20 protein-coding genes are annotated in these 21,107 nt (G+C 48.8%); all 20 read right to left on the reverse strand.

Annotated elements, in window-relative coordinates; genetic code table 11:
* Positions 1 to 126 precede the first annotated feature (126 nt).
* The 20 genes from folE2 to ssuE all read right to left on the reverse strand — a co-directional run bounded on the left by folE2 (position 127) and on the right by ssuE (position 21,090).
* Entirely contained in the window at positions 127 to 1,071 is a 945-nt protein-coding gene (gene folE2, locus MHB49_RS28105; RefSeq protein WP_405153815.1) for a GTP cyclohydrolase FolE2, read from the reverse strand.
* A gap of 46 nt (positions 1,072 to 1,117) precedes the next feature.
* The gene (locus MHB49_RS28110) at positions 1,118 to 1,450 is read right to left on the reverse strand and encodes a DUF3024 domain-containing protein (RefSeq protein WP_405153816.1); all 333 of its coding nucleotides are present in this window, start codon (positions 1,448 to 1,450) and stop codon (positions 1,118 to 1,120) included.
* Between the two features lie 27 nt (positions 1,451 to 1,477).
* Positions 1,478 to 3,148 (reverse strand): nucleoside recognition domain-containing protein, encoded by a 1,671-nt coding sequence (locus tag MHB49_RS28115; RefSeq protein ID WP_405153817.1) that lies wholly within the window; start codon positions 3,146 to 3,148, stop codon positions 1,478 to 1,480.
* Positions 3,142 to 4,278, reverse strand: coding sequence for an NAD(P)/FAD-dependent oxidoreductase (locus tag MHB49_RS28120; protein WP_405153818.1), 1,137 nt, complete (start codon positions 4,276 to 4,278; stop codon positions 3,142 to 3,144). The genes MHB49_RS28115 and MHB49_RS28120 overlap by 7 nt, the downstream gene beginning before the upstream one ends.
* A 5-nt stretch (positions 4,279 to 4,283) precedes the next feature.
* Complete coding sequence (gene rpsN, locus MHB49_RS28125) at positions 4,284 to 4,553, reverse strand: 30S ribosomal protein S14 (protein WP_090904459.1); 270 nt, start codon at positions 4,551 to 4,553, stop codon at positions 4,284 to 4,286.
* Positions 4,554 to 4,582: 29 nt separating this feature from the next.
* Complete coding sequence (locus tag MHB49_RS28130) at positions 4,583 to 5,779, reverse strand: GTP-binding protein (protein WP_405153819.1); 1,197 nt, start codon at positions 5,777 to 5,779, stop codon at positions 4,583 to 4,585.
* 389 nt (positions 5,780 to 6,168) lie between these two features.
* The gene (gene cntE / locus MHB49_RS28135; protein WP_405153820.1) at positions 6,169 to 7,395 is read right to left on the reverse strand and encodes a staphylopine family metallophore export MFS transporter CntE; all 1,227 of its coding nucleotides are present in this window, start codon (positions 7,393 to 7,395) and stop codon (positions 6,169 to 6,171) included.
* Positions 7,396 to 7,421: 26 nt separating this feature from the next.
* Complete coding sequence (cntE, locus tag MHB49_RS28140; protein ID WP_405153821.1) at positions 7,422 to 8,618, reverse strand: staphylopine family metallophore export MFS transporter CntE; 1,197 nt, start codon at positions 8,616 to 8,618, stop codon at positions 7,422 to 7,424.
* A complete protein-coding gene (locus tag MHB49_RS28145) occupies positions 8,615 to 9,379 on the reverse strand; it encodes an ABC transporter ATP-binding protein (RefSeq protein ID WP_179263134.1) in 765 nt (254 codons plus the stop codon). Before MHB49_RS28145 ends, cntE (MHB49_RS28140) begins: the two co-directional genes overlap by 4 nt.
* Positions 9,345 to 10,190 carry a staphylopine uptake ABC transporter ATP-binding protein CntD gene (gene cntD / locus MHB49_RS28150; protein ID WP_405153822.1) on the reverse strand — a complete coding sequence of 282 codons (846 nt, stop codon included), beginning with the start codon at positions 10,188 to 10,190 and terminating at the stop codon, positions 9,345 to 9,347. The genes MHB49_RS28145 and cntD overlap by 35 nt, the downstream gene beginning before the upstream one ends.
* On the reverse strand, positions 10,171 to 11,058 hold the full coding sequence (gene cntC / locus MHB49_RS28155; protein WP_405153823.1) for a staphylopine uptake ABC transporter permease subunit CntC: 888 nt from the start codon (positions 11,056 to 11,058) through the stop codon (positions 10,171 to 10,173). Before cntC ends, cntD begins: the two co-directional genes overlap by 20 nt.
* Positions 11,058 to 11,990, reverse strand: a complete 933-nt coding sequence (opp1B, locus tag MHB49_RS28160) for a nickel/cobalt ABC transporter permease (protein WP_405153824.1) — start codon at positions 11,988 to 11,990, stop codon at positions 11,058 to 11,060. Before opp1B ends, cntC begins: the two co-directional genes overlap by 1 nt.
* Positions 11,991 to 12,003: 13 nt before the next feature.
* Positions 12,004 to 13,593 (reverse strand): staphylopine-dependent metal ABC transporter substrate-binding lipoprotein, encoded by a 1,590-nt coding sequence (cntA, locus tag MHB49_RS28165; protein WP_405157259.1) that lies wholly within the window; start codon positions 13,591 to 13,593, stop codon positions 12,004 to 12,006.
* A gap of 71 nt (positions 13,594 to 13,664) precedes the next feature.
* The gene (locus MHB49_RS28170) at positions 13,665 to 14,966 is read right to left on the reverse strand and encodes an opine metallophore biosynthesis dehydrogenase (protein WP_405153825.1); all 1,302 of its coding nucleotides are present in this window, start codon (positions 14,964 to 14,966) and stop codon (positions 13,665 to 13,667) included.
* Positions 14,967 to 14,996: 30 nt separating this feature from the next.
* On the reverse strand, positions 14,997 to 15,791 hold the full coding sequence (locus MHB49_RS28175) for a nicotianamine synthase family protein (RefSeq protein WP_405153826.1): 795 nt from the start codon (positions 15,789 to 15,791) through the stop codon (positions 14,997 to 14,999).
* Positions 15,792 to 15,818: 27 nt separating this feature from the next.
* Positions 15,819 to 16,652, reverse strand: a complete 834-nt coding sequence (locus tag MHB49_RS28180; protein WP_405153827.1) for a diaminopimelate epimerase — start codon at positions 16,650 to 16,652, stop codon at positions 15,819 to 15,821.
* Positions 16,653 to 17,137: 485 nt separating this feature from the next.
* The gene (locus MHB49_RS28185) at positions 17,138 to 18,313 is read right to left on the reverse strand and encodes an amidohydrolase (protein ID WP_405157260.1); all 1,176 of its coding nucleotides are present in this window, start codon (positions 18,311 to 18,313) and stop codon (positions 17,138 to 17,140) included.
* A gap of 159 nt (positions 18,314 to 18,472) precedes the next feature.
* Positions 18,473 to 19,534 (reverse strand): LLM class flavin-dependent oxidoreductase, encoded by a 1,062-nt coding sequence (locus MHB49_RS28190; RefSeq protein ID WP_405153828.1) that lies wholly within the window; start codon positions 19,532 to 19,534, stop codon positions 18,473 to 18,475.
* Positions 19,535 to 19,602: 68 nt separating this feature from the next.
* A complete protein-coding gene (locus MHB49_RS28195) occupies positions 19,603 to 20,475 on the reverse strand; it encodes a LysR family transcriptional regulator (RefSeq protein WP_063566647.1) in 873 nt (290 codons plus the stop codon).
* Between the two features lie 66 nt (positions 20,476 to 20,541).
* Positions 20,542 to 21,090 carry an NADPH-dependent FMN reductase gene (gene ssuE, locus MHB49_RS28200; RefSeq protein WP_405153829.1) on the reverse strand — a complete coding sequence of 183 codons (549 nt, stop codon included), beginning with the start codon at positions 21,088 to 21,090 and terminating at the stop codon, positions 20,542 to 20,544.
* Positions 21,091 to 21,107 lie beyond the last annotated feature (17 nt).

The following is a 21,107-nucleotide window of genomic DNA, read 5'->3' on the forward strand; positions in this document are numbered from 1 at the left end:
GAATCGCTCATAGAATCACAAAAAAACAGAAGAAACGCCTCTAATCTCTCTGACGGCGCTTCTTCTGTTTTTCTTCATATAGAATTGTGATATAAAATGAATTCCATAGCCATCAATCAGGCATTGCTATCTCGACTTATCATACACAATGCGGGCTACCGCATCATGCTGATGGATGGACTCTTCATTTCTGCAGTCTACCTTAAATTTATTTACCCAGTGCTTCTCATACAGATCTGCTGCTACCAATCTGACGATGTCTTCCACAAACCTAGGGTTCTCATATGCACGTTCCGTAACCCGTTTCTCATCAGGTCTTTTGAGTACGGGATACAGGCTGCTGCTTGCATTGGATTCGGCCACATTTAGCAGTTCTTCTTTCCAATAGCCTGGCAAAGCTTCTCCCGGGTTGCCTTGCACCTGGATACGCAATATTCCTCGCTGATTGTGCGCACTGTATTCGCTGATTTCTTTCGAGCATGGACATAACGTCGTGATTTGTATATGTAAACCCGTTCTCAGTACAGGGGATTTACCAGCTTCCCAGATCACATGAACCGTAGCCAATGAATGATTTAATCCAGACAAACCCGTTACGGGGGCGCTTCGTTCGTAGAACCAGGGATAGGTCACTTTCAGCTCTGCCTTTGGCTGATTCATCTGTTCAGCCATCTGCTGCGTCAGCGCAATCAGATCCGGAATCCGGTCAGTCAGCCCTTCACCGCGACTATGCTGAAGCTGCTCCATCAAGCGGCTCATGTTAATACCTTTGGATTCGCGATCCAGCGAAGTTGTCAGCCGAAATGTTCCGATACTGGACAATCTCACGGGATCTTTGGCCGAAATGACCTCCAGGGGATACTTCACCTGATCAATACCGACTTGCTGCAGGTCAAACAGAAAATCATTTTTGCTATTCTGCAAATCCTGCATCTCTTCTTTCCGCACAGGCTTATCTCCCTGTATCGGATCAACAGAGCCGAATAACCGCAAGCGCTCGGCTTTATCCGGCATGATAAAAGAATCGCTCGCTACTCGGCTAATCCTGTTATTTTGCTGTACCTGTTGCATTCCAAACCCTCCCTCCAGCACATATTTGCGTTAAAAACCGCGCATTTCAGCGCCAGAACAGACCCGCTTCGTCCAGCTCAACCTGCTCCAGCAGATCTTCAAAATCCGGACAAGGCTCAATGACGTCTACCACATTCCAGCTGCTGTGTTCGTCTTTGGCATACACCTTCCACTGATTCTCTTCCCAGTAAAATCGGGCAATATGCAGTTTGTCCCACTGATATCGTTCTTCAGCGGGCCTTTCCTCGGTCAAAATCAGTTCATTGTCATTCATCTCATACGTTAATTTCACCATAGTGCGCAGTGGTGCCGGGACCTTCTCATGGATATATCCGTTCATCACCGATTGAATTCTCCGAATGGTAAACGAGTCCAGCATGGAGATCACACCCTTTCATCAACAACGTTATGCAATCCAGTTCCACAGCCACGCCAATACTAATGCACTGCCCAGTGACGTTACGAGCTGTTTGCCTGCCAGTTGCATGCCAAATACTGCTCCCAACTCCTTGCGAATGGTCCACATCGTCACCAGACATGCCGTTAACGTGGAAGCCAGGTACACAAGAATAAACAGCTGCCCGCCGCTCAAGTCTTCAACGAAGGAACCCTGATCCTGATTCAGCACCAACAACCCGTCTTTTCGCAAAATGGAAAACAAAATGCCGCCCGCGGCATCACCCGGCAGATGAAAGATCGCAAGTGCCGGCGTCAACGCGCCAGTCAGGGCAGAGAGTACCCCCGTCTGCTCCAGCAGCGTGGCCACCACACAAATACCGATGAAAATAGGCATCGCCTGCACAAGAAACTGTTTCATGACAGACCGAACGCGCCAGCTTACAGAGTGCCATGATGGCTTTTGCAGAAATGTACGGTTAGCATGTAACGGGAGCGTGTCATCCAGTCGATTTCGATTCCACAGACGTGTATGAATTGCGCCCGCAAGTACCAGTACAAGCATATAAGGAAAGAACAGCCACGGCTTGCCGCCAGAACTGAATATGGATAGAGAAGCTCCAATCTGGTAGCTGCATGCAGAACCGAAGGAGATCATTGAAACACAGGCCTTTCGTGTACAGGAGCTGCAGGTACGGCTCTGGAACACAGCCACGACATTGCATCCAAAACCACTGAGGACCGGAATCAGATCCTTGCCGTTCATGCCGATTTTGCGCATCCACCCATCCAGCGAGTCGGTTATCCGGTCTTTCAGTCCACTTTCTTCCGTCACCGCCACACTGACCCCAATCAGGAATACGACCGGAAATGCCCATATAAACGAATACAAGCCCAGACTAATTATGCCGTAATCTCCAAGCATTATCGCCTGCAGCGGATTCCATAATCCCGCAGTCATGCGATAGAGCGGTTCAAGAATCCAGGCATCTGCGAGTGGTTGTATCCAGCCGGAGAACAGATAGGCCACATACACTGGTGCTGCAAATAGTAATATCAATGCGGCCAAAGCCACAAAACGTCCCCAAACCGTATGCTCAAACATCGTTGTCTGCGGTTCGATCACAGGCGATTCAGGAGGTGATGTGAGCTCCAGATGCCTCTTCATGGGTCTGGCGGCAACAATCGCTCGGCATATCAGATCTTGGGCGTTTCCGTCCATTTCCCTTGTATTGAGCGGCAGAACAGAAATGCCCAGACCTTTGCGGTAATAGTCAACCTGAGCCGATAATCCGGGACCACATTTGTCGGCAAACGTAAGCACCAATACAGCATTTTTGCCTGTGACATCCAGCATGCCGAGCAGTAAAGGCAGTTCCTGCACCACATCCGTGCCGCGGACGACCAAGATCACTGTATCACCGGCTGCGAGCTGTTTTAACGTCAGCATGGTCGTGACACTATCATCCTTCATCCGGATTCCAGGTGTATCGAGCAGTTCAAGCTGGTGCTCAAGCAGCTCCGCCCTGCGGACGGTTACCGTGGAGCCCCGAACATTGGATTCCTCGCCTGTATCTCTGCCCGAAAGTCCCCGAAACAGAGCCGATTTGCCCGCGGATTCGAAGCCAACCAGCACCACTTTACGAAGTTCTTCGGGCTGCTCCACAACCGAATTCAGCATGTGCAGTCTTCACCGCAGCAGGACAGATCATCAAGAAACATGCCTTCTTTGCGATAGGTTTCCAGCGGAGCCAGATCCAGCCCAAGTCTCTCACCCATGGCCTGGGCCACCACCGCAAAGCGCTGTCTGAATTTATAAATGAAGCAAAATTGGAGTTGACCATGCATGACCTGGGGTCCGGTAATGAACAGGCCGGGGGCAATCGTCGATTCATCCGCCGCTCCCAATTGCAGTTGACCTTCCTTGCTGCGCTCGACCATATTCTCAATCAGGTGCAGACTGCTGCGGAACCCGGTCGCCAGAACAGGAGGCTGCCCCGTCTTGAGTAAGCGGGACTCTCCTGAATCGTTCTCGCAATAAAGGACATAACCGTCCTGTTCATCCGGTTCAATCCATTTGACCTCATAACCTTGCATCAAGTGTATTCGCTCATCCATCATTGCCGCGCGCAGGCGATCCTTCGTATAGGGGCTTAGCTCCACACTGGGATCACTGCTGCCCTTGGCGAGTCCTCGTCCGTTTCGGTCGATTACCGTTACGTTTTTCCCCAGTTTACTCAGGTGAACGGCTGCATCCACACCGCTTTCATAGCCACCAACGATGACACATTCTTCTCCCTGAACCGCCGTCCAGCTGGAAAATAAACTGCTGTGCACACCATACTCAGCCCCAGGAAACAGGTCCAGTCTCGGATATTGAAATTCACCTGCTGCCCAGATGACATAGCGTGTGCGCAGTTGTCCATTGGATGTCACGACCCGGAAGCCATTCTCCTCCGGAATAACCTCCGAAACATCTACTCCCGTTTGCACAGGCAATTTCTTGTACTGGCTCACCACCTGCAAATATTTCGCGTACTCCAGGCCTGTCGGATGTTCTGTTCCCAGTGTGTACGCCGGAGACGTATTCAAAGCCACAGCGTTCAGATCCATCATGCCGTAGGCGTTACTTGTGAACGAAGGGGTGATCAGACGCATTTCCTCCGGCCACGCCAGAAAAGTTGCCCCCACCTCACTGCGTTCCAGCACGGTAAAACGAGGCATTCCCAGATCCTGCAGGACAGAGGCCATGCCGATCCCGGCTGGCCCCCCTCCAACAATTACACAATCATAATCAAATACGTCATGCATGCGTCTTACCAGCTTGACTTCGTGACGCCCGGAATTTGCCCTTGATGAGCCAGCTCACGGAATACAATCCGCGAAACCTTGAACTTGCGCAAATATCCTCTCGGGCGGCCTGTCAGTTCGCAGCGATTTTTCAATCGGGTCGGAGAAGCATTGCGCGGCAGTTTCTGCAGCGCTTCATAATCCCCTTTTTCTTTCAGTTCCCGGCGCAGCTCCGCATATTTGGCTACGATGGCCTGACGTTGTTTTTCACGTACCACTTTTGATTTTTTGGCCACGGTTTACAGCTCCTTTTATAAATTAGTTTTTATACGGCTTCAACTGGCCACGGCAGAGGATTGTCGAAAAGTCCCCAGTCGGCCTGCATTTCTTCATCACTGAGCAGACATTGGTCCAGTTCTTCTTCAATGATGGCGCGCTCCATTTCAATCCCGATCATGACCAGCTCGGTCTGACGGTCTCCCCACTGTGCATCCCACTTTTCCAGTACATCAGGCTCTGTACGCAAAATTTCTTCCTTGTCCGCATCCGGTAATGCCGCAACCCAATGCCCGGCAGGGCCAAACTGAATCGACGATCCCGCCTGACTCAGACTTGCAGCCAGATCCCCTTCAGCCGCGAGCCAGACCAGCCCTTTGGCACGCACCACTTCTTCCGGCCAGCAGCTCATGAATTCAGCCAGACGAGAAGGGTGGAATGGTTTACGACGACGATACACGAAGGAGCCAATACCGTATTCCTCGGTCTCCGGTGTATGTGATTCCTTCTCCAGCTCCTGAATCCATCCGGCGGACATGCTTGCTTTCTCGAAGTCAAAGAGACCTGTATTCAAAATTTCAGACGGGTTGACCTGTCCGTTCACAGTCCGAATGATTTTGGCATTAGGCTGAAGCTTGCGGATGACACCTTCAAGCTTGTTCAGCTCCACATCATCGACCAGATCACATTTGTTCAGCAGCAGGACATCACATGTCTCAATCTGATCAATCAGCAGGTCCACAACATCGCGGGTATCTTCCTCACCCGTGGCCTGGTTCCGATCCAGCAGGCTCTGCCCTGAGGCAAAATCATGCCAGAATCGATGGGCATCCACAACGGTTACCAGACAATCCAGCTTTGCCAGACTTGTCAGATCAATACCCGACTCCTCGTCGGCATATGTAAAGGTCTGCGCTACCGGCACAGGTTCACTAATGCCTGTGGATTCAATCAGGATATAATCAAACCTGCCTTCATTCACCAGCTTCTCAATCTCCTGCATCAGATCATCTCGCAAGGTGCAGCAGATGCAGCCATTGGACAGCTCCACCAGCTTTTCTTCGGTGCGCGACAATGTCGCCTCACCCTTCACCAGAGCGGCATCGATGTTGACCTCACTCATGTCATTAAGGATGACCGCGACCTTGAGCCCCTGCCGATTGTGCAGTACGTGATTAAGAACGGTGGTTTTACCTGAACCGAGGTAACCGCTAAGAACAGTTACCGGAACCTGCTTTTGTGTCATGTGTATCTACTCCTTATGGTTGTGGTCATATGGATCTGACCTTAATAGTAATTATTACGATTAACAACAATGACTATAATCCTGTTGCACGCTGTTGTCAAATCATTTTTTTGTTTTTCTCGCGCGAGGTGGCCGCTTTGGTCACGGATCGTCTTCCGATCGCTGTTGTCTCCAAATTTCTTTAATTTAGTCTCTCAAAGGTTAGAAATTCGGAGACAAAGGCGAACGCTACCGCTTCTTCAGATCGATTCCGTTCCCTACGCTACTGCCGCAAACCCCAGCAAAAAAAAGGCCTATGGCCAACCTCCTGCAGCTTCGCATCATAATGATACAATTCCAGAAAGTCAGTCCATAAGCCTTTAATTTTGTTCTTATAGATGTCGGATTAATTAGGTTGCCACCACAGATTTAGCCCTATTGCCCGCTTCCATCCTTTGCCTGAGAGCTACAACGAGAATCATGGCGGCAACGGATAGCAGCGTACAGATCGTAAACATGGTTGAATACGAGCTTATTTGTACAATTAGCCCCATCGCAAGCCCGCCCAGAGAGAAGCCCAGATCATACGAGGACATGAAAATGCCCATCAGTACATATCGGGAATCGGCCGGCAGCACAAATGACAAATACGTGGTTAATGTCGGGTACAGCAAGGCCACGGCAAACCCACTGAACACCGCAGACAGGTATACCAACGGACCGATCGTCTCCGACAGAGCAAGCAGCTGGGTTCCCAGTGCCGCACATAACAGCAGCCCCGCCATCAGCCACGTATTCCAGCTGCCGTCGGAAGGGATTTTTTTACGCAGAATGAATCTGCACAAGATGACGACCAATCCCTGGATAGTTAAGAACACCCCCGCGCTCGCCTTCCCGGTCGATACCAAATACAGCGGAAGAAAGGTCGCCGTGGCTCCAAATACACATGAAGCAAACAGCATAACTACGCTGCTAATCAACAGTGGTGTGCTGCGCCAGATGCCGCCGAATGACCGCACCATATCCCCGAGCGTATACGATTTATTCTGTACCGTGCTTCGGGGCAAGTCCACGTTATAGCCGATCAGGAGTGGAAGAGCCGCCAAACCGATCATTAGCATAGTAAACCAGATGTCGCTGGCATTTTCCCAGATCTGGATAGCGAGTATGGGAATGACCAGAGACGGCACCATCGTAAAAAGGGTATACATGGACAATCCCTGAGCCCGGTCCTTATCCTCCAGCTTTTCGACAATGCCCGCCTGCATCGTCATGGAAAAGAACGCCGTAGCTACACCTTGCAGCGGCCGCAGCCACAAATACGCCTCCACACCAAAACCAACAAACAGCAGCAGTGTTGCGGCATGCAAAATCAACAGCCACTGCATCACACGCAGCGGGCCATAACGTCCCAGAAGCTGCGCTGCAAAAGGCCTTAGAAGCATACACGTAAACATGTATGCCCCCATCATCAGGCCAATCTCGGCCTGGTTCAATCCTGCGGCTTCACTCCGCAAAGGGAGAATAATCGTCAAAGCCGAATTGGCGGCAAAAAATAAAAAGGCCAACAGATAAAACCGGATAAATGAAAAGGATACCGGGTTTAATTTGCCGTTCGCCGTTACAGATGACTCCAAACCGTTACCCCACTTTCTTCTGGCAGTTAACCCACAGACATATCTGTGACGGGTTTTCTTCGTTGATAGGCAAAAGCAATCATTGCCGCCCCTAGGATAGCACAAATCATGTACATATACGAATAGGAGGATAAATCAGCGACCGGTCCCATCAATACACCGCCCAGAGATACGCCCAGATCTGCTGTCGCAATGAATAAACCAATTAACACATTCCGATTCAACTGCGGCAGCACAAAGGATAAATAGGTGGTTAACGTTGGATAGAGGATGGATTGAGCAATGCCCATCAAGATGGCCCCCACATACAAAAGGACAGCTCCTTCCGTGATTGCCCAGCTTACACATAGTGCGGCTATTGCCAACAGCAGCATCGTTCCCATGATAAAAGGTGCGTGCCACCTGCCATCGGAGGGGATTTTTTTACGTAACAATATCCGGGTGAGCACCACAGTTCCTGCCTGAAGCATCAGATAGACACCCGCATTGCCGCTTGGCAATTGACTGGCGTACAGCGGAATAAAGGTCGTGATAGCACCAAACACAATGGAAGCACTTAGCATCAGTACACTGCATCTAAACAAGAATGGATTTTGCACCAATTGACGAAAGGATTGAAGCATGCTTACGCGCTGCTCCGATGGATTTTCAGCAGGATGCTGCTCCTTGCTCTTGTCCATTTTGGCGGTATATCCGAAGACGCCTGTGCAGATCGCAATACCGATCAGAACCACTGTAAAATAATCCATCCCGCCTGTCTGCCAAATCCCTAGCGCCAGGACAGGTCCCACAATGCCGGGAATATAACTGAACAACGAATAATAGGAAATGCCCTGGGAACGGTCTTTCTCCGGCAGGGCATCAATAATGCCAATCTGCAGCGCCATGGAAAAGAAAGCGGTAGATACCCCCTGTAAAATACGAGCGAGCAGATAGCCTCCAAGCCCTGTAAACGTGTATAAAATCAGGGCGAATCCATTGATAATCAGAATAAAACGAAGGACTTTGATCGGTCCGCGCTTTTGAATGATGTGACCTGCCCATGGTCTGAAAAACATGGTTGTGAACATATAGGCGCCCATAATCAGCCCGATGGTTGTACTGCTCGCCCCCAGGGATTCACCCTGTAAAGGAATAATGACATTAAGAATTGCATTTGCACTAAAATACAGAAGAACCAGGATGTACAAACGCAGAAACGGCCATGACATCGCTCCACTCATCCCTGATCCTCCCCCTGAAACGTAATTAAATAGGTTAATAATCTCCTCGCATAATCGGACTGAACATGCTTCAGCTGCTCAATAGGCACCATTTCCTCAATCTGACCGTCCCTGAAAATAATAACTCTGTCGCAAATATAAGCTGCCGCCTGAATATCATGCGTAATGAACACATAGCTCATCTGATAAAATTGCTTTAATTCTTTTAGCAATCGCAGCACCTGAATCTGCACAGACACGTCCAGAGAACTGATAGCTTCATCGAATACAATGCATCGGGGTTCAGTCGATATGGCTCTCGCAATACATACTCTCTGAGCCTCTCCACCGGATAGTTCATGCGGATATTTGAGCCTGTAGGACGAGTCTAATCCCACTTGATGCAGCAGCGTATCCACCTTGATTTGCATACCCGGCTCCACTTTTTTTTGAGCCTTCAAAGGCTCCATAATGGCTTCCTCCACCGTAAGAAACGGATTAATGGAGGACGTATAATTTTGAAATACGGCACTGATGCTGCCCCTTCTCACGCGGCGATCATTCACGTTTTTCCCCTCAAATAAAATACGCCCGCGATCCGGCTTCTCGATGCCCAGGATCAGACGCCCCAACGTGGACTTGCCGCTCCCACTTTCGCCGATGATGCCGAGACATTCGCCATGCTGGCATTCAAATGAAACTTTTTTCAATATCTTCTGTCTTTGTTTGGAGAATAATCCGCCTTGTTTATAGGACTTTTCGATCCCATCCACCTTGAGCATCTGTATCCCCTCCCTGCATCAGTTTCCTGAAATGATTGCTCAGCTCCAGCCTGGTGGAAACCAAATATTGCGTATAGGCATGCTTTGGCTTCGTAAAAACAGAACGAATATGCCCACTTTCCACAATGGCACCGTCTTTCATGACCATCACTTCATCTGCAATCTTCTGGACCACACCGAGGTCATGGGATATAAACAGCATGGAACAACCCATTCGCTCGCGCAGTCGAATCAATTGTTCAACCACTTCATATTGAGAGATCGTATCCAGCGCCGTTGTCGGTTCATCCGCAATGATCAGATCCGGCTCCAGCACAAGTGCCAATGCAATCATAATGCGCTGCAACATGCCCCCGGATAGCTGATGTGGATATTGATTCAGGATTTCCTGCGGATTCTTTAACATGACACTTTCCATGGCGCTCATGATCTTCCGTTCGCTTTCTTTGTTGCTCCAGTCAAAATGCGTCTGTAGCGTCTCCCGGATATGGACACCGATTACACAAGAAGGGTCAAACGCACTCATGCCATTTTGCAGAATCATACACAGGTTTTTGCCTCTTCTTCGTCTCATCTCTTGTTCAGAAAGCTGGCCCATGTCCTCGCCTTTGAAGAGAATCGTTCCGGATTGGCGAATCCAGGGTTTATTCAAACGCATAATGGACCTGCATGTGACGGACTTGCCACTTCCGCTTTCTCCGACAATCGCCAGACAGCTTCCTTGTTTGACCTGAAATGAACTGTTATGAATAATGACCTTGTCCGTATGGGCGTCCCAGATCTTCAAATGTTTAACCTCTACGATATTCATAAACGGCTTTTCCCACCTCTTTTTTACGAAGCTTACCTTGGGAAGTCATTAATTTGGGGTCCAACGCGACCTGAAGTGCATCCGATAAAAAATTAAAGGCCGACACCACAATCACAATGGCTAGTCCAGGTGCCAGCATTAACTCCGGTCTGGAGAACATGACTTCCCTTGTCTCATTCAACATCATCCCCCATTCGGCATGAGGGGCCTGGATTCCCAAACCCAGAAAAGAAAGTCCCGAGATCTGCAGCATCATCGAACACATGGAACCACTGGCAATTACCGCAATATCGGCAAATGTTACCGGAACGATATGCTTGGTTATAATTTTGAAGCTGCCAATGCCAGAGGCTTTGGCGAATTTCACATACTCCATCTCGGAGAACTGCATCACGGATGTGCGAATGACGCGGGCAAACCACGCCCATTTCATGACTACAAACGCGATCAGAATATGTTCAAGTCCCGCACCCAAAATACCGACCACCGCCAGTGTCATGACGTATCCCGGGAAAGACAGCATGACATCACAAAGTCTCATGATCCAGGCATCTGTCTTCCCCTTGAAGTACCCCGCGATAAATCCGACAACAGCTCCGACCAGAACAGATATCATCAGGGCAACCAAAACCCATAGCACACTGGGACGAATACCATAAATGAGTCTGGATAACACACATCTGCCCAAGTGATCATTTCCTAGCCAATAACTCCAGGAGGCGGAAGCATATCGAAGCTTCATATTCACTTCCTCCGGGTCATGGGGTGCACACAACGGGGCAAATACGCCCACAGCAATAATGATCACAATAACAGCGAGCGATGTCATCGCAAGCTTGTCTTTACTCAAATTTCTTAATAATCGCATTAGAGATCCTTTCTTAATCGGGGATTCATCGCCGCATTGATCACGTCAGAAATCGTATTAAACAGCACAAAGGTTACGGCCAAAATAAGAACATACGCCTGAATAATCGGGAAATCCCGATTGAGGATGGACCGCACGCTCAACCTCCCAAGTCCCGGCCAGGCGAACACATTTTCAATCACAACGGTACTGCCGAGCACGATGGGGATCGCCATGCAAAATATGGATACCGCCACTTGCAGCGAATTTCGCAAAATATGCAGGGTCACCTTCCGCTCAGTTAAGCCGCTTGCCCTTCCATAGAGCACGTAATCCTCATTCATGTTGCTTAACATGGAACTCCGGACCGTTCTAAAATAAATGCCTGTATAACTCACAGTGATTACAATCACCGGCAAAATGTAGCTTTTTAACGAATCCATTCCGCTCGTAGGCAGCAAGTCCAGCTTGACGGAAAAAGTCGAGATCATGATGGCTGCGAGCCAGTAAGATGGCATGGCGGTCAGGACAAACGAGAGGCCTCTCACCGATTTATCAACGGCTTTCCCTTCTCTCATGGCACAGATCACACCCAGCAGAATGGAGAATCCAATAATGAACACCGATGATACCAGCGTTAATTTTAATGTGTTCAGGAATGCAGGACCAATCAGGGACAACACCGGTTCACCGGATACATACGAGCTGCCAAAATCCAACTGCATACAGGCCATCAACCAATTCACATACTGAATAACGAACGGTTTATCAAACCCCAATGCTTCATTCGTTTGGGCGATTAATTCATCCGTGATCTGAGGAACCTCCTGTGCCTGTAATACAACTACGGCGGGGTCCAGGGGCGATAGATTAATGAGTACAAACGTTATCAATGAAATGACGAACAGCAAGGGTATGGCGAGCAATATCCGTTTGACTATATAACTTCCCATATCCATCCCCGCTCTATTTAAATTTCATTTGCTCAAATGGCAATTCATATTGCGTCTGTTTGAATGAGATGCCATCCAGGTTTTTGGGAGCCACGACTGTAACCCGCCCATTGGTGATCGGAATAAATACCGCTTCATCATGGACTATTTTCATAATGTCGGCGTACAGGGATTGGCGGGATGCCTCATCTGTAGAAACCATGACTTCATCAATTTTCTTATATAGTTCATCCGCCTGAGCTATGCCGCTTGTTGTATGTTTATAGGCGGAATCCGAGGTAAACGCTGAAATGGTGCTCTGTGGATCGTACGCCAGTCCCCAGGTTTGATTAAACAGCAGATCATATTCCCCGGTTGCCCTTCTATTCGCGATGGAAGTGGATTCCTCACCAACAATCTCCAGCTGAATCCCTAATCCTTTTAAGGCATGCTGGATCAATTCCGCCTGTGTTTTTTGCGAAGATGAATTGCTGTCATAATACAAGGTCAGAGCTAATGGCTGACCGTTCTTCGTTCTCACTGTCTTACCGTTTGTTAATGCCCAACCTGCTTTCTCCAAAAGCTCTTTCGCGGTCTCGGGATTATACTCCCGCTTCTTCAATTCAACATGGGCATAATTAACGTTCGACGAAAATAAGCTGTCCGCTACGGTCTGCGTTCCGTTAAAAATGTCATTGCTGATCGTTTCCCGATCAATGGCAACCCATATCGCTTCACGAACAGCCGTTTCGTGGACAGGATTATCCATCTTGCTGCTGTTGGCTACGATCATATTTGTATTCATCGCTTCGCTTCGGACCACTTGAAAATCACCCGAGTCAGCCAATTGATTCATGGCTTCAACATCAATGCTGTCGGCACCCCGATCATCGGTGAATATAAAGTTGATTTCGCCCTTCTGTAATGCCAGCAATGTCGTTTCCCCTGCCGGGAGAACCTTGGACGTGATTTTTTGGATCTCAGGTGCGCCGCCCCAGTATTCTTCATTGGCTTCAAATGTCGCATTCTCATCGATTTTATGTCCTGTCAGCTTGTAGGGCCCTGTGCCGTGATAGCCGCTTACCCCGTCCTTTGTGCCACCATTCGTAAAATCCTTGGGTGATATAAATACGTATGGTCTGGTCATGGACAACTCCACCAGAGCTGGATAATAGGGCTCGGAAAGCACCAGTTCAAATGTGTATTCATCCATAACTTTTGTACTTACGATTTTGGTGGACAGTTTAATCCAGGCATGTTTTTCGGCATTCGCCTGAACTGCGTCAATATTCTGTTTGACCGCCTCGGCGTTAAACGGTTCACCATCATGGAACTTCACATCCTGTCGCAAATGGAACGTATACGTTTTCCCGTCTTCGGCAATATCCCACGATTCTGCCAGTAATGGCTTGATTCCATCGACCGTGTTTTCGACCAGGGATTCGTAAACCATTCCTTGTGCGGGCATGGAGCCGGTGTATAAATGAGGATTCATATCATTAATATCCTTGGCGGATGCATAAATGAGTTCCGGCTTGACCTCGCTATTCGCAGACTGCGTTGTTGTCCCCTTATCCTGCCCGCATCCTGCGAGCACGGTAATAACAGACAATAACAGCAACATTAAACCAAAAGCACTACCCTTTTTCACAACATTTCCTCCTGATGATGAAAGATATATAGATTGAGATGTAATTAAACCGTGCTGTTCGCCAGCCCTGTGCAGATCATCCGAATGTCCTCATCGAAGGTTTGAACGACAAATGCATCGGATAAATGCTGATCCGGGTGAGCGCGAGCGATCTCTTGAATTTTCGCCTCATAGGTGGCAATAAACGAATCGATGGTTGGGCAGCTTACCTGCAAATGTCTCGCAATGCCCTGAATGATTTTGATGCGGTAATAATCCTCCTTGGGCATTCTGGGAATGTCCAACGCTCCATCGTGATTGACAAACATCTTCCTGAAGGGAACCGCCGAAAAGTCAAAATACTTGCCCTCCGGGTTGGGCTTCGAAAAGGGATCAATCAACAACGAGGTGTATCGTATGTATAATAAGTACTCTTGATGAATGTCCTGCAACTGATTGAAGTTCTCTATATCATGGCGTGATAAACTCTCCAATCGCACCGGATAATTATCATCCGTCATGAATTGAAGCAGATTCACACCCTGGATACGGAGCCTATCCGTGATCGTCATCATTTCGTTCCACAATGTCCGCATGTCCCGAATCAAATATTGCGTTACAGGGCCTTCGGGGTAAATTTTATATACATATTTCCGAGTGTCTGATACTCCGAAGATCGCATCCAATGAGAAGTCATTCATAAATAATGGCGGGTGCACATATAAAGAAATATTTCTCGTTTCCGCCTCGAGTGCAGATGGCATAACTTCAAGGGCAATGCCCAATCGCTCGTACATCCTGCACAGTCTGCCCACATGCTCAGAGGGCGTTGAAGTAGAACCGATATAGACCTTTTTCTTGACACCTGTTGTAATGACATGGTTGGACGGTTGGTCAGTCATCCATCGGGTATCCCCCAAATAGGTAGAGAAACTGATCACTTCCGTATCCGCATGCAGCTGCCTCACATAATGACTTACCAGCAGGTTGGAGCCAAAGGTTGGAGAGACTAAAATCATGCATTTCACTTGTTTGATGAAGTTATCCTTCATTTGCTTCAATACATCGATATAAGCATCGGTTGTCACAGCGAAAATGAGCGTATCCCATTCGCCTTCAATGGCCTCATATCCCTGAAACACCTGATCGACAAAGCATTCACCTGCCAACGGTCGATGTTTTTCATTTTGAATGCTTGCTCCAATGAATCCGTCACTTTGCCGAACTGCTTCATAAAAAGATTGTGAGCGCACCGATTCTCTTCCCGCTATGCCTACGGTGCAACTGAATTCCTGTTTGAGCGTTACTGCCAGCTGAATGGATGCAGGGCCTGTTCCGAGCAACAGCACTCGTTGAAATCCGCTCATATGGACCTCTCTTTCCCAAGCTCAAGCGAGCTATGCTTTTTGGTATAACGCAATATCGAACACATCATCCGGACGCAGAATATTGTCGACCATTTTCCACTTGCTGCTGTCGGTCTCTCTCATCGGATAGTTGAATAACGACTTTAACTGGTTACCGTACCTCATCGCCACCACCACATGTTCATTCGTCAATGCGTGCAATTGATCGAGCAGATCATATTTATTGGCCACCGTGGAGCTGAAAATGATATGTGTTGCTTTTCTCGTAAAATCAAGATCCTCTACCAATGTTTGCTCCAAATGGATGTTTAAGCCCGCACCCAGCTTCTTCACAACCTGCTGTCCGAGTGTAATGGCTTCTGCGTCAATATCGATGCCCATCACCTCTGCCCCTGTTCGCTTGGCAATAAACAGAGGTGTCATCGGAAATGACCCGGAGCCTACCAGCAGCACTTTGGAGTCCGTGGTGACATGAAAGCTGCCAAACTCTTTTTCAATACATTCTTCTATATTTCTGAAATAATCCGCGATTTCTACATCTCCGTCTTGCAGCTTCAATGCGCGATATTTCTCCATGACCGCCACACACCGTGCAGATTTATCTCGCAGATCAAGGACCAGCTGGTGCATGCTACCTGATTCCTCTTGAGCGAGTTGTTCCCAGATTTGTTCATTTTGCTTGTCCGTTATAAACGTGGAATAGTCATCAATTAATGCCTCCAGCTCTGAGCTATGCTGAACCGTATGATCATATCTGCCTGCCAGCTCATCGAATTTCTCAGAAAATTCACTCAAGCATGTCTGAAAATCAATCAATGTCTCCATTCCTTTTCCTCCTCTAACTCGTCATGGTCATGCATCTATAAATGCTTTGCCCTGGGCCACGATTCCAACCGATCCTTCGATCGTAATTCGTTCAAGCTCTGCTCCATTCCACTCAGCCATCACTTTAATCGCACCACCAGGCTGCTTGATATGCTGAACGATTTCCTTTTGCCTGCTCCATGCCAGATAGGCTCCCACCGAGGCTGTACCTGAACCGCACCCCCTTTCCCAGATCAGACTGTCCAGCTGCGGGACAAATATGAGCGGTGCCAGCTCCTCCGATTGGGCGTTGTATAATAAGATGCCAATGAGCTTATCCCCCAAGGTTAAGCCTAATAATCGCGCCAGCGCTTGAGCCCTCTTTCTCATCGTTTCATCAAACGCTTCCACTTCAATGATGATATGAATGAACTCCCGATATCGCACGATCACTATATCCATATCGATTCCCTCATACTTCACGGTTCGTTGTTCAATCTGCTCAGGAAGGGGCATCGTGACCTGGCAAAAATATTGATTGTGCTGCTGCTTCACCTGACACCTGATTAATTGATCTGTCCCGGAAACCTCCAGGATGATTTCTGTGAAATCGGTGGATTTCAACTCGTTCTCGGATGCGATATACGCAGCCAAGGCCATGCAGGCATTCCCGCAGAACTCTCCACCGGCCATTTCCAAATGGGCAGCCGCCTCCGGTTTTATCGCTCCGGCAATGAACCCCACTTGTTCGGCGTATACGTTGTCATAGGACATAATTTGGGCGGCGATGTGTGGATATGTCTCTGCTGGATGATTCGTTTTCACCAGAACCGTCATATTTTGAGTGGGATTAAACTTGATAAAATCAATCTCCTGTTTCATCGCAGCCGCTACTCCTATTCTTGATATGGAATTAGCCTGAGCTCACTTAGCTATAATTTAAATAGTAATGATTACGATTATCAGTCGAGAAAAATATAGCACATCCTACTTTGGAGCGTCAACAAATATTTCCATATCATAATCAGAAAATTACGGCTGTCATTTTAGATGCAAATGGGAAGAGAGATGACGTGTTTGCGTCAGCCCTGTTTATCCCAACGTTTGAAATTAGAGATACATCAGCGACAATTAATAAAAGGCGATACAGAAAAATTACCGATCACACAGATTCGACACGGCTTGAAGATCATGTGCAACAAAGAGATAGGTCATGTTCATTTCATGCTGAAATTAAAAATACGGAAACAACAAAAAACGGTCACCTGATTGAGTCACCGTTTTTTGCGTCCATTCGCTATTGTATTAGCATATTATCTTATTAATTAACCATTAAATTAATCACTTATTCACGTAACGGTTATCGGTTACTTGCCATTTGACTGCAACTTCTGCAATGACTGTTCAGCCAGCGCTGCCAGAAGGTGTGCTCCAAGCGGCAGTGCCCGTTCGTCCACATCGAATGCAGGATGATGCCATTCGTGTGGGCCTGACGTTCCGAGGAAGAGGAACAGACCCGGAACCTCCTTTTGGTAAAAGGAAAAATCTTCGCCCGCCGGGGAAGGTATCGGCCGGATACTGGTCAACCCCACCTCACTCGCGACCTGCTCAGCCGCAGCAGCCAGTGACTCATCATTGACCACGGCAGGTGGTCCCTGAATCCAGCGCACGGTAGCCCGTGTCCCATAGGCTGCTGCGACGCCGGCAACCACCTGGTTGAAACGCTCACGAATCCGGGCACGAACCTTCTCGTCAAAGGTGCGCACAGTGCCATCTAAGATGGCTTCTTCGGGAATGACATTCCAGGCAGTGCCGCTGTTTATTTTGGTCACACTGATCACGGCACTCTCCTGTGCTCCAACATTACGGCTCACGATGGCCTGTAATGCAGTCACAATATGAGAGGCAACGACAATCGGATCAATGCCCGCCTCCGGCACTGCCGCATGGGTTCCAACACCCTCCACTTTGACCACAAAACCATCTGCCGCTGCGAGCAGCGCTCCTTCTCGGATACCTACCGTACCAACCTGCAGATCCGGTTTGTTATGCAAACCAAAAATAGATTGGACCTCGGATAACGCGCCGCTCTGGATAACCTGCCGTGCCCCCGTCGCTTTCTCCTCCGAAGGCTGGAAAATCAAACGAACCTTGCCCGGCAGCCGGGACTCACGCTGTTTCAACAATCGCGCAGCACCGATCAGAATGGCGGTGTGTGCATCATGACCGCAGGCGTGCATTCGGCCAGCGATTTGCGAGGCATACTCCAGCTTCGTTTCTTCCTGGATCGGAAGGGCATCAATATCTGCGCGCAAGGCCACTACCGGGCCATCGCCCTGCCCAATTTCAGCGATAAGGCCCGTTCGCAGTGAATATTCATCTGCAATCCGTACCCCTTCCTCCACCAGCCAGCCGCGAATGGCTTCTGTCGTTTCCCGTTCCTCTCCGGATAGCTCGGGGTTACGATGCAAATGTCGCCGAATCGCGGTTAAGTGCTCTGCGAATGCTTCATCCTGCCCAGCGTAAAGTTCATGCTTGCGGATCTGTTCCTCTTGCTCTGCCTGTTGCTCAGGCTGTTTCAGATCACTGCTCACGACATTGCCTCCTTTTATCATCGGATGTGCCATGTAAGATCCATTAATATAATACACGGGTCACTTCAACTTCAACTTCAACAGGTATGCTCTATACCAAGTATATACCTAACCGATCACCGCTTGCGCAGGTGAAGTCTCATTCGCAAATTCGCCCAGTCCCTGCTCATCCAGCGCCTCACGCAACAATTCAAACGAACGAATGCGCTTGGCAAAATCACGTGTGGCCGTGGTAACAATCAGCTCATCCACGGCAAAATCCTGCTGGAACTTCGCCAGAGCCTGACCGACTGTTTCCTTTGTACCTCTGGTCACACTTGGCTCCAGAATCTCGATCCGATATTTCTCGTTCGACTGCCGACCGAATTCTTCCGCCTGCTCCACGGAACCAACGGTTAATACCTTGCCATTCTCCAGATGGATCTTGACCAGCATATGTTCACTTGCCAGTCCTTCGGCTTCTTCCGCACTCTCCGCTACAATTAATGATATAGCGAGGATGGCGTATGGCTCCCGTCCATGTGAGCGGTCAAATTGTTCCCGGTAAATACGCAAAGCCTCCAGTGCTACTTCCGTGTTGCTATTAATAAACAATGAAAATACATAAGGCAATCCCAGTTCCGCCGCCATGCCTGCGCTATCGACACTTGCCCCAAGCACGTAGAGCTCAGCCGGGATTGCGGATACCGGTGCAGCACTCAAGCCTGCCAAAGGATGTGTTTCATCTTCATGCGGTTCATTATGGATGAACTGCTTCACCTGATTAATTTTATCCTTTAGTGAAGCAGCCTCCTGAATCCCTTGTTGAAGAGCCTGTGTGGAGCGGGGTAACCCCCCAGGTGCACGTCCAATACCCAGATCGATTCTTCCTGGACCTAGTGCAGAGAGCACATTGAAGTTCTCAGCCACTTTATAGGGACTATAGTGTTGCAGCATCACCCCGCCAGAACCGAGACGAATCCGCTCCGTATGCGCCAGCAAGTGGGAAATAAGCACTTCCGGTGAGGAGCCGGCAACATGGCCTGAATCATGATGTTCCGATACCCAGAAACGATGAAATCCAAGCTGTTCCGCCCGCTGTACCAATTCAATCGTATGCCGAAAAGCATCAATCGGCGACTCCCCTTCGTAGATCGGGGTTTGATCCAATATGCCAACACGAATACCCATCACATTCTCCTCCTTCGATCATCCCGAACCTGACTTTTCAAATCCGTTCTTACTTCGTTAACAAGTCTCTATAGCTGCCGCAGCAGTTCCCCGAAAGGCTCTGCAAAAGGCGAATGTTCTTCTTTTAACGTAACGACGCTGATCTGCAATGATACACCTGCAACCTCATGTACCTGAATGGGGAACAGCTCCTGATCCTGCACTTCCTTTTGCACTGTCAGACCTGGGAGAAACGCAATACCTGCTCCTTGCTTCACCAGCTTCTTCGCCGTTTCCGAATTATCAACGTGATATGTAATATCCGGCGGGTGTTCCAGCGAGTCAAAGGCCCGGTGAATGCGCAGCCAGTCCAGTGAACCACATTCAAAAAAGACCAGCTGCTCATTCCTGATCGCCTCCATGCTGACATGCCCGCGTTCAATAAATGGATGGCCTTTGTACACGTATAGCTGGATTGGATCTTCATAAAAAGCAACCGTACGGATCGCAGGATGCATGACCTTCCGCACAAAAGCAAGATCGATTTCCTGACCCAGCAGCTTGGCGACCAGTTGGTCCGTCGTCGCTGTAGTCAGTTTGATGTTCACCTCAGGGTAAGCTTCCTTGATTTTGGGCAGAAAGTCGGGAATGACATAGTTGGATACGGATACCGTACTGCCGAGTCGAAGTGCATCAGGCGTTGTACGGCGTTGCTGTATCTTCTGTCTGCCCTTCTGAATCACTTGCAGCACCTGCTGGGCGTAGGGAAGGAACTTTCTCCCCTCTTCCGTGAGCACAATCTGTTTGCCAAGACGGTCAAACAATTTGCAGCCGAGTTCACGTTCAAGGGACTGAATACGAGCGGTGACAGAAGGTTGGGACAAAAAGAGTACCTCGGCAGCCTTATTGAAGCTTCCGTAATGATTGATGTATACAAATGCTTCAATGTTCTCAATATTCATAAGCGCCCCCTGATCTACGTCCGCAGACGTTATCTATATCTATTTATCCAATGAATTTACTTGGTTTTATGATATCGTAATACCATTCTTTTCCAGAGTCAATATCAATTCTTCCAGGGACCGATCCAATCTTGTAGTGATGTCCGCCGAAAGCACATATTTTCCGTCATCGAGCCGATCAATTCCCTGGTCAACCGCGTATACTCCGCCAAGAATATGTCTGCCACCAAGTGCTGCGAGAACAGGCTTCAAAGCATAATCGATGGCGAGCAGATGGGCAATCGAGCCGCCGATGACTAATGGAAGAGCCAGCTTGCCCCGCAGTCCTTCCTGTGGAATCAGATCCAGGAACAGCTTCAGCACGCCAGAGTATGATGCTTTGTATACCGGTGTTGCCACGATGACTGCATCTGCGGCTTCAACAACAGCGAGTGCATCACGAATGAATGAGCTGTCAAACTTGGCCTGCACCAGATCTTCCGCTGGCAGGTCGGCTACATGAATCACCTCAACGGTAATGCCTGCCTCTTTTAATTTATTGCTGCTGTAATCCGTAAGGCCTGTCAGACGCGAACGTTTGGAAGGCGCTCCGGCAATAATAACGATATGTGACATTATGCTTCCTCCTTGGA

Source organism: Paenibacillus sp. FSL K6-0108, from assembly GCF_045040695.1.
GTDB lineage: Bacteria > Bacillota > Bacilli > Paenibacillales > Paenibacillaceae > Paenibacillus > Paenibacillus pabuli_B.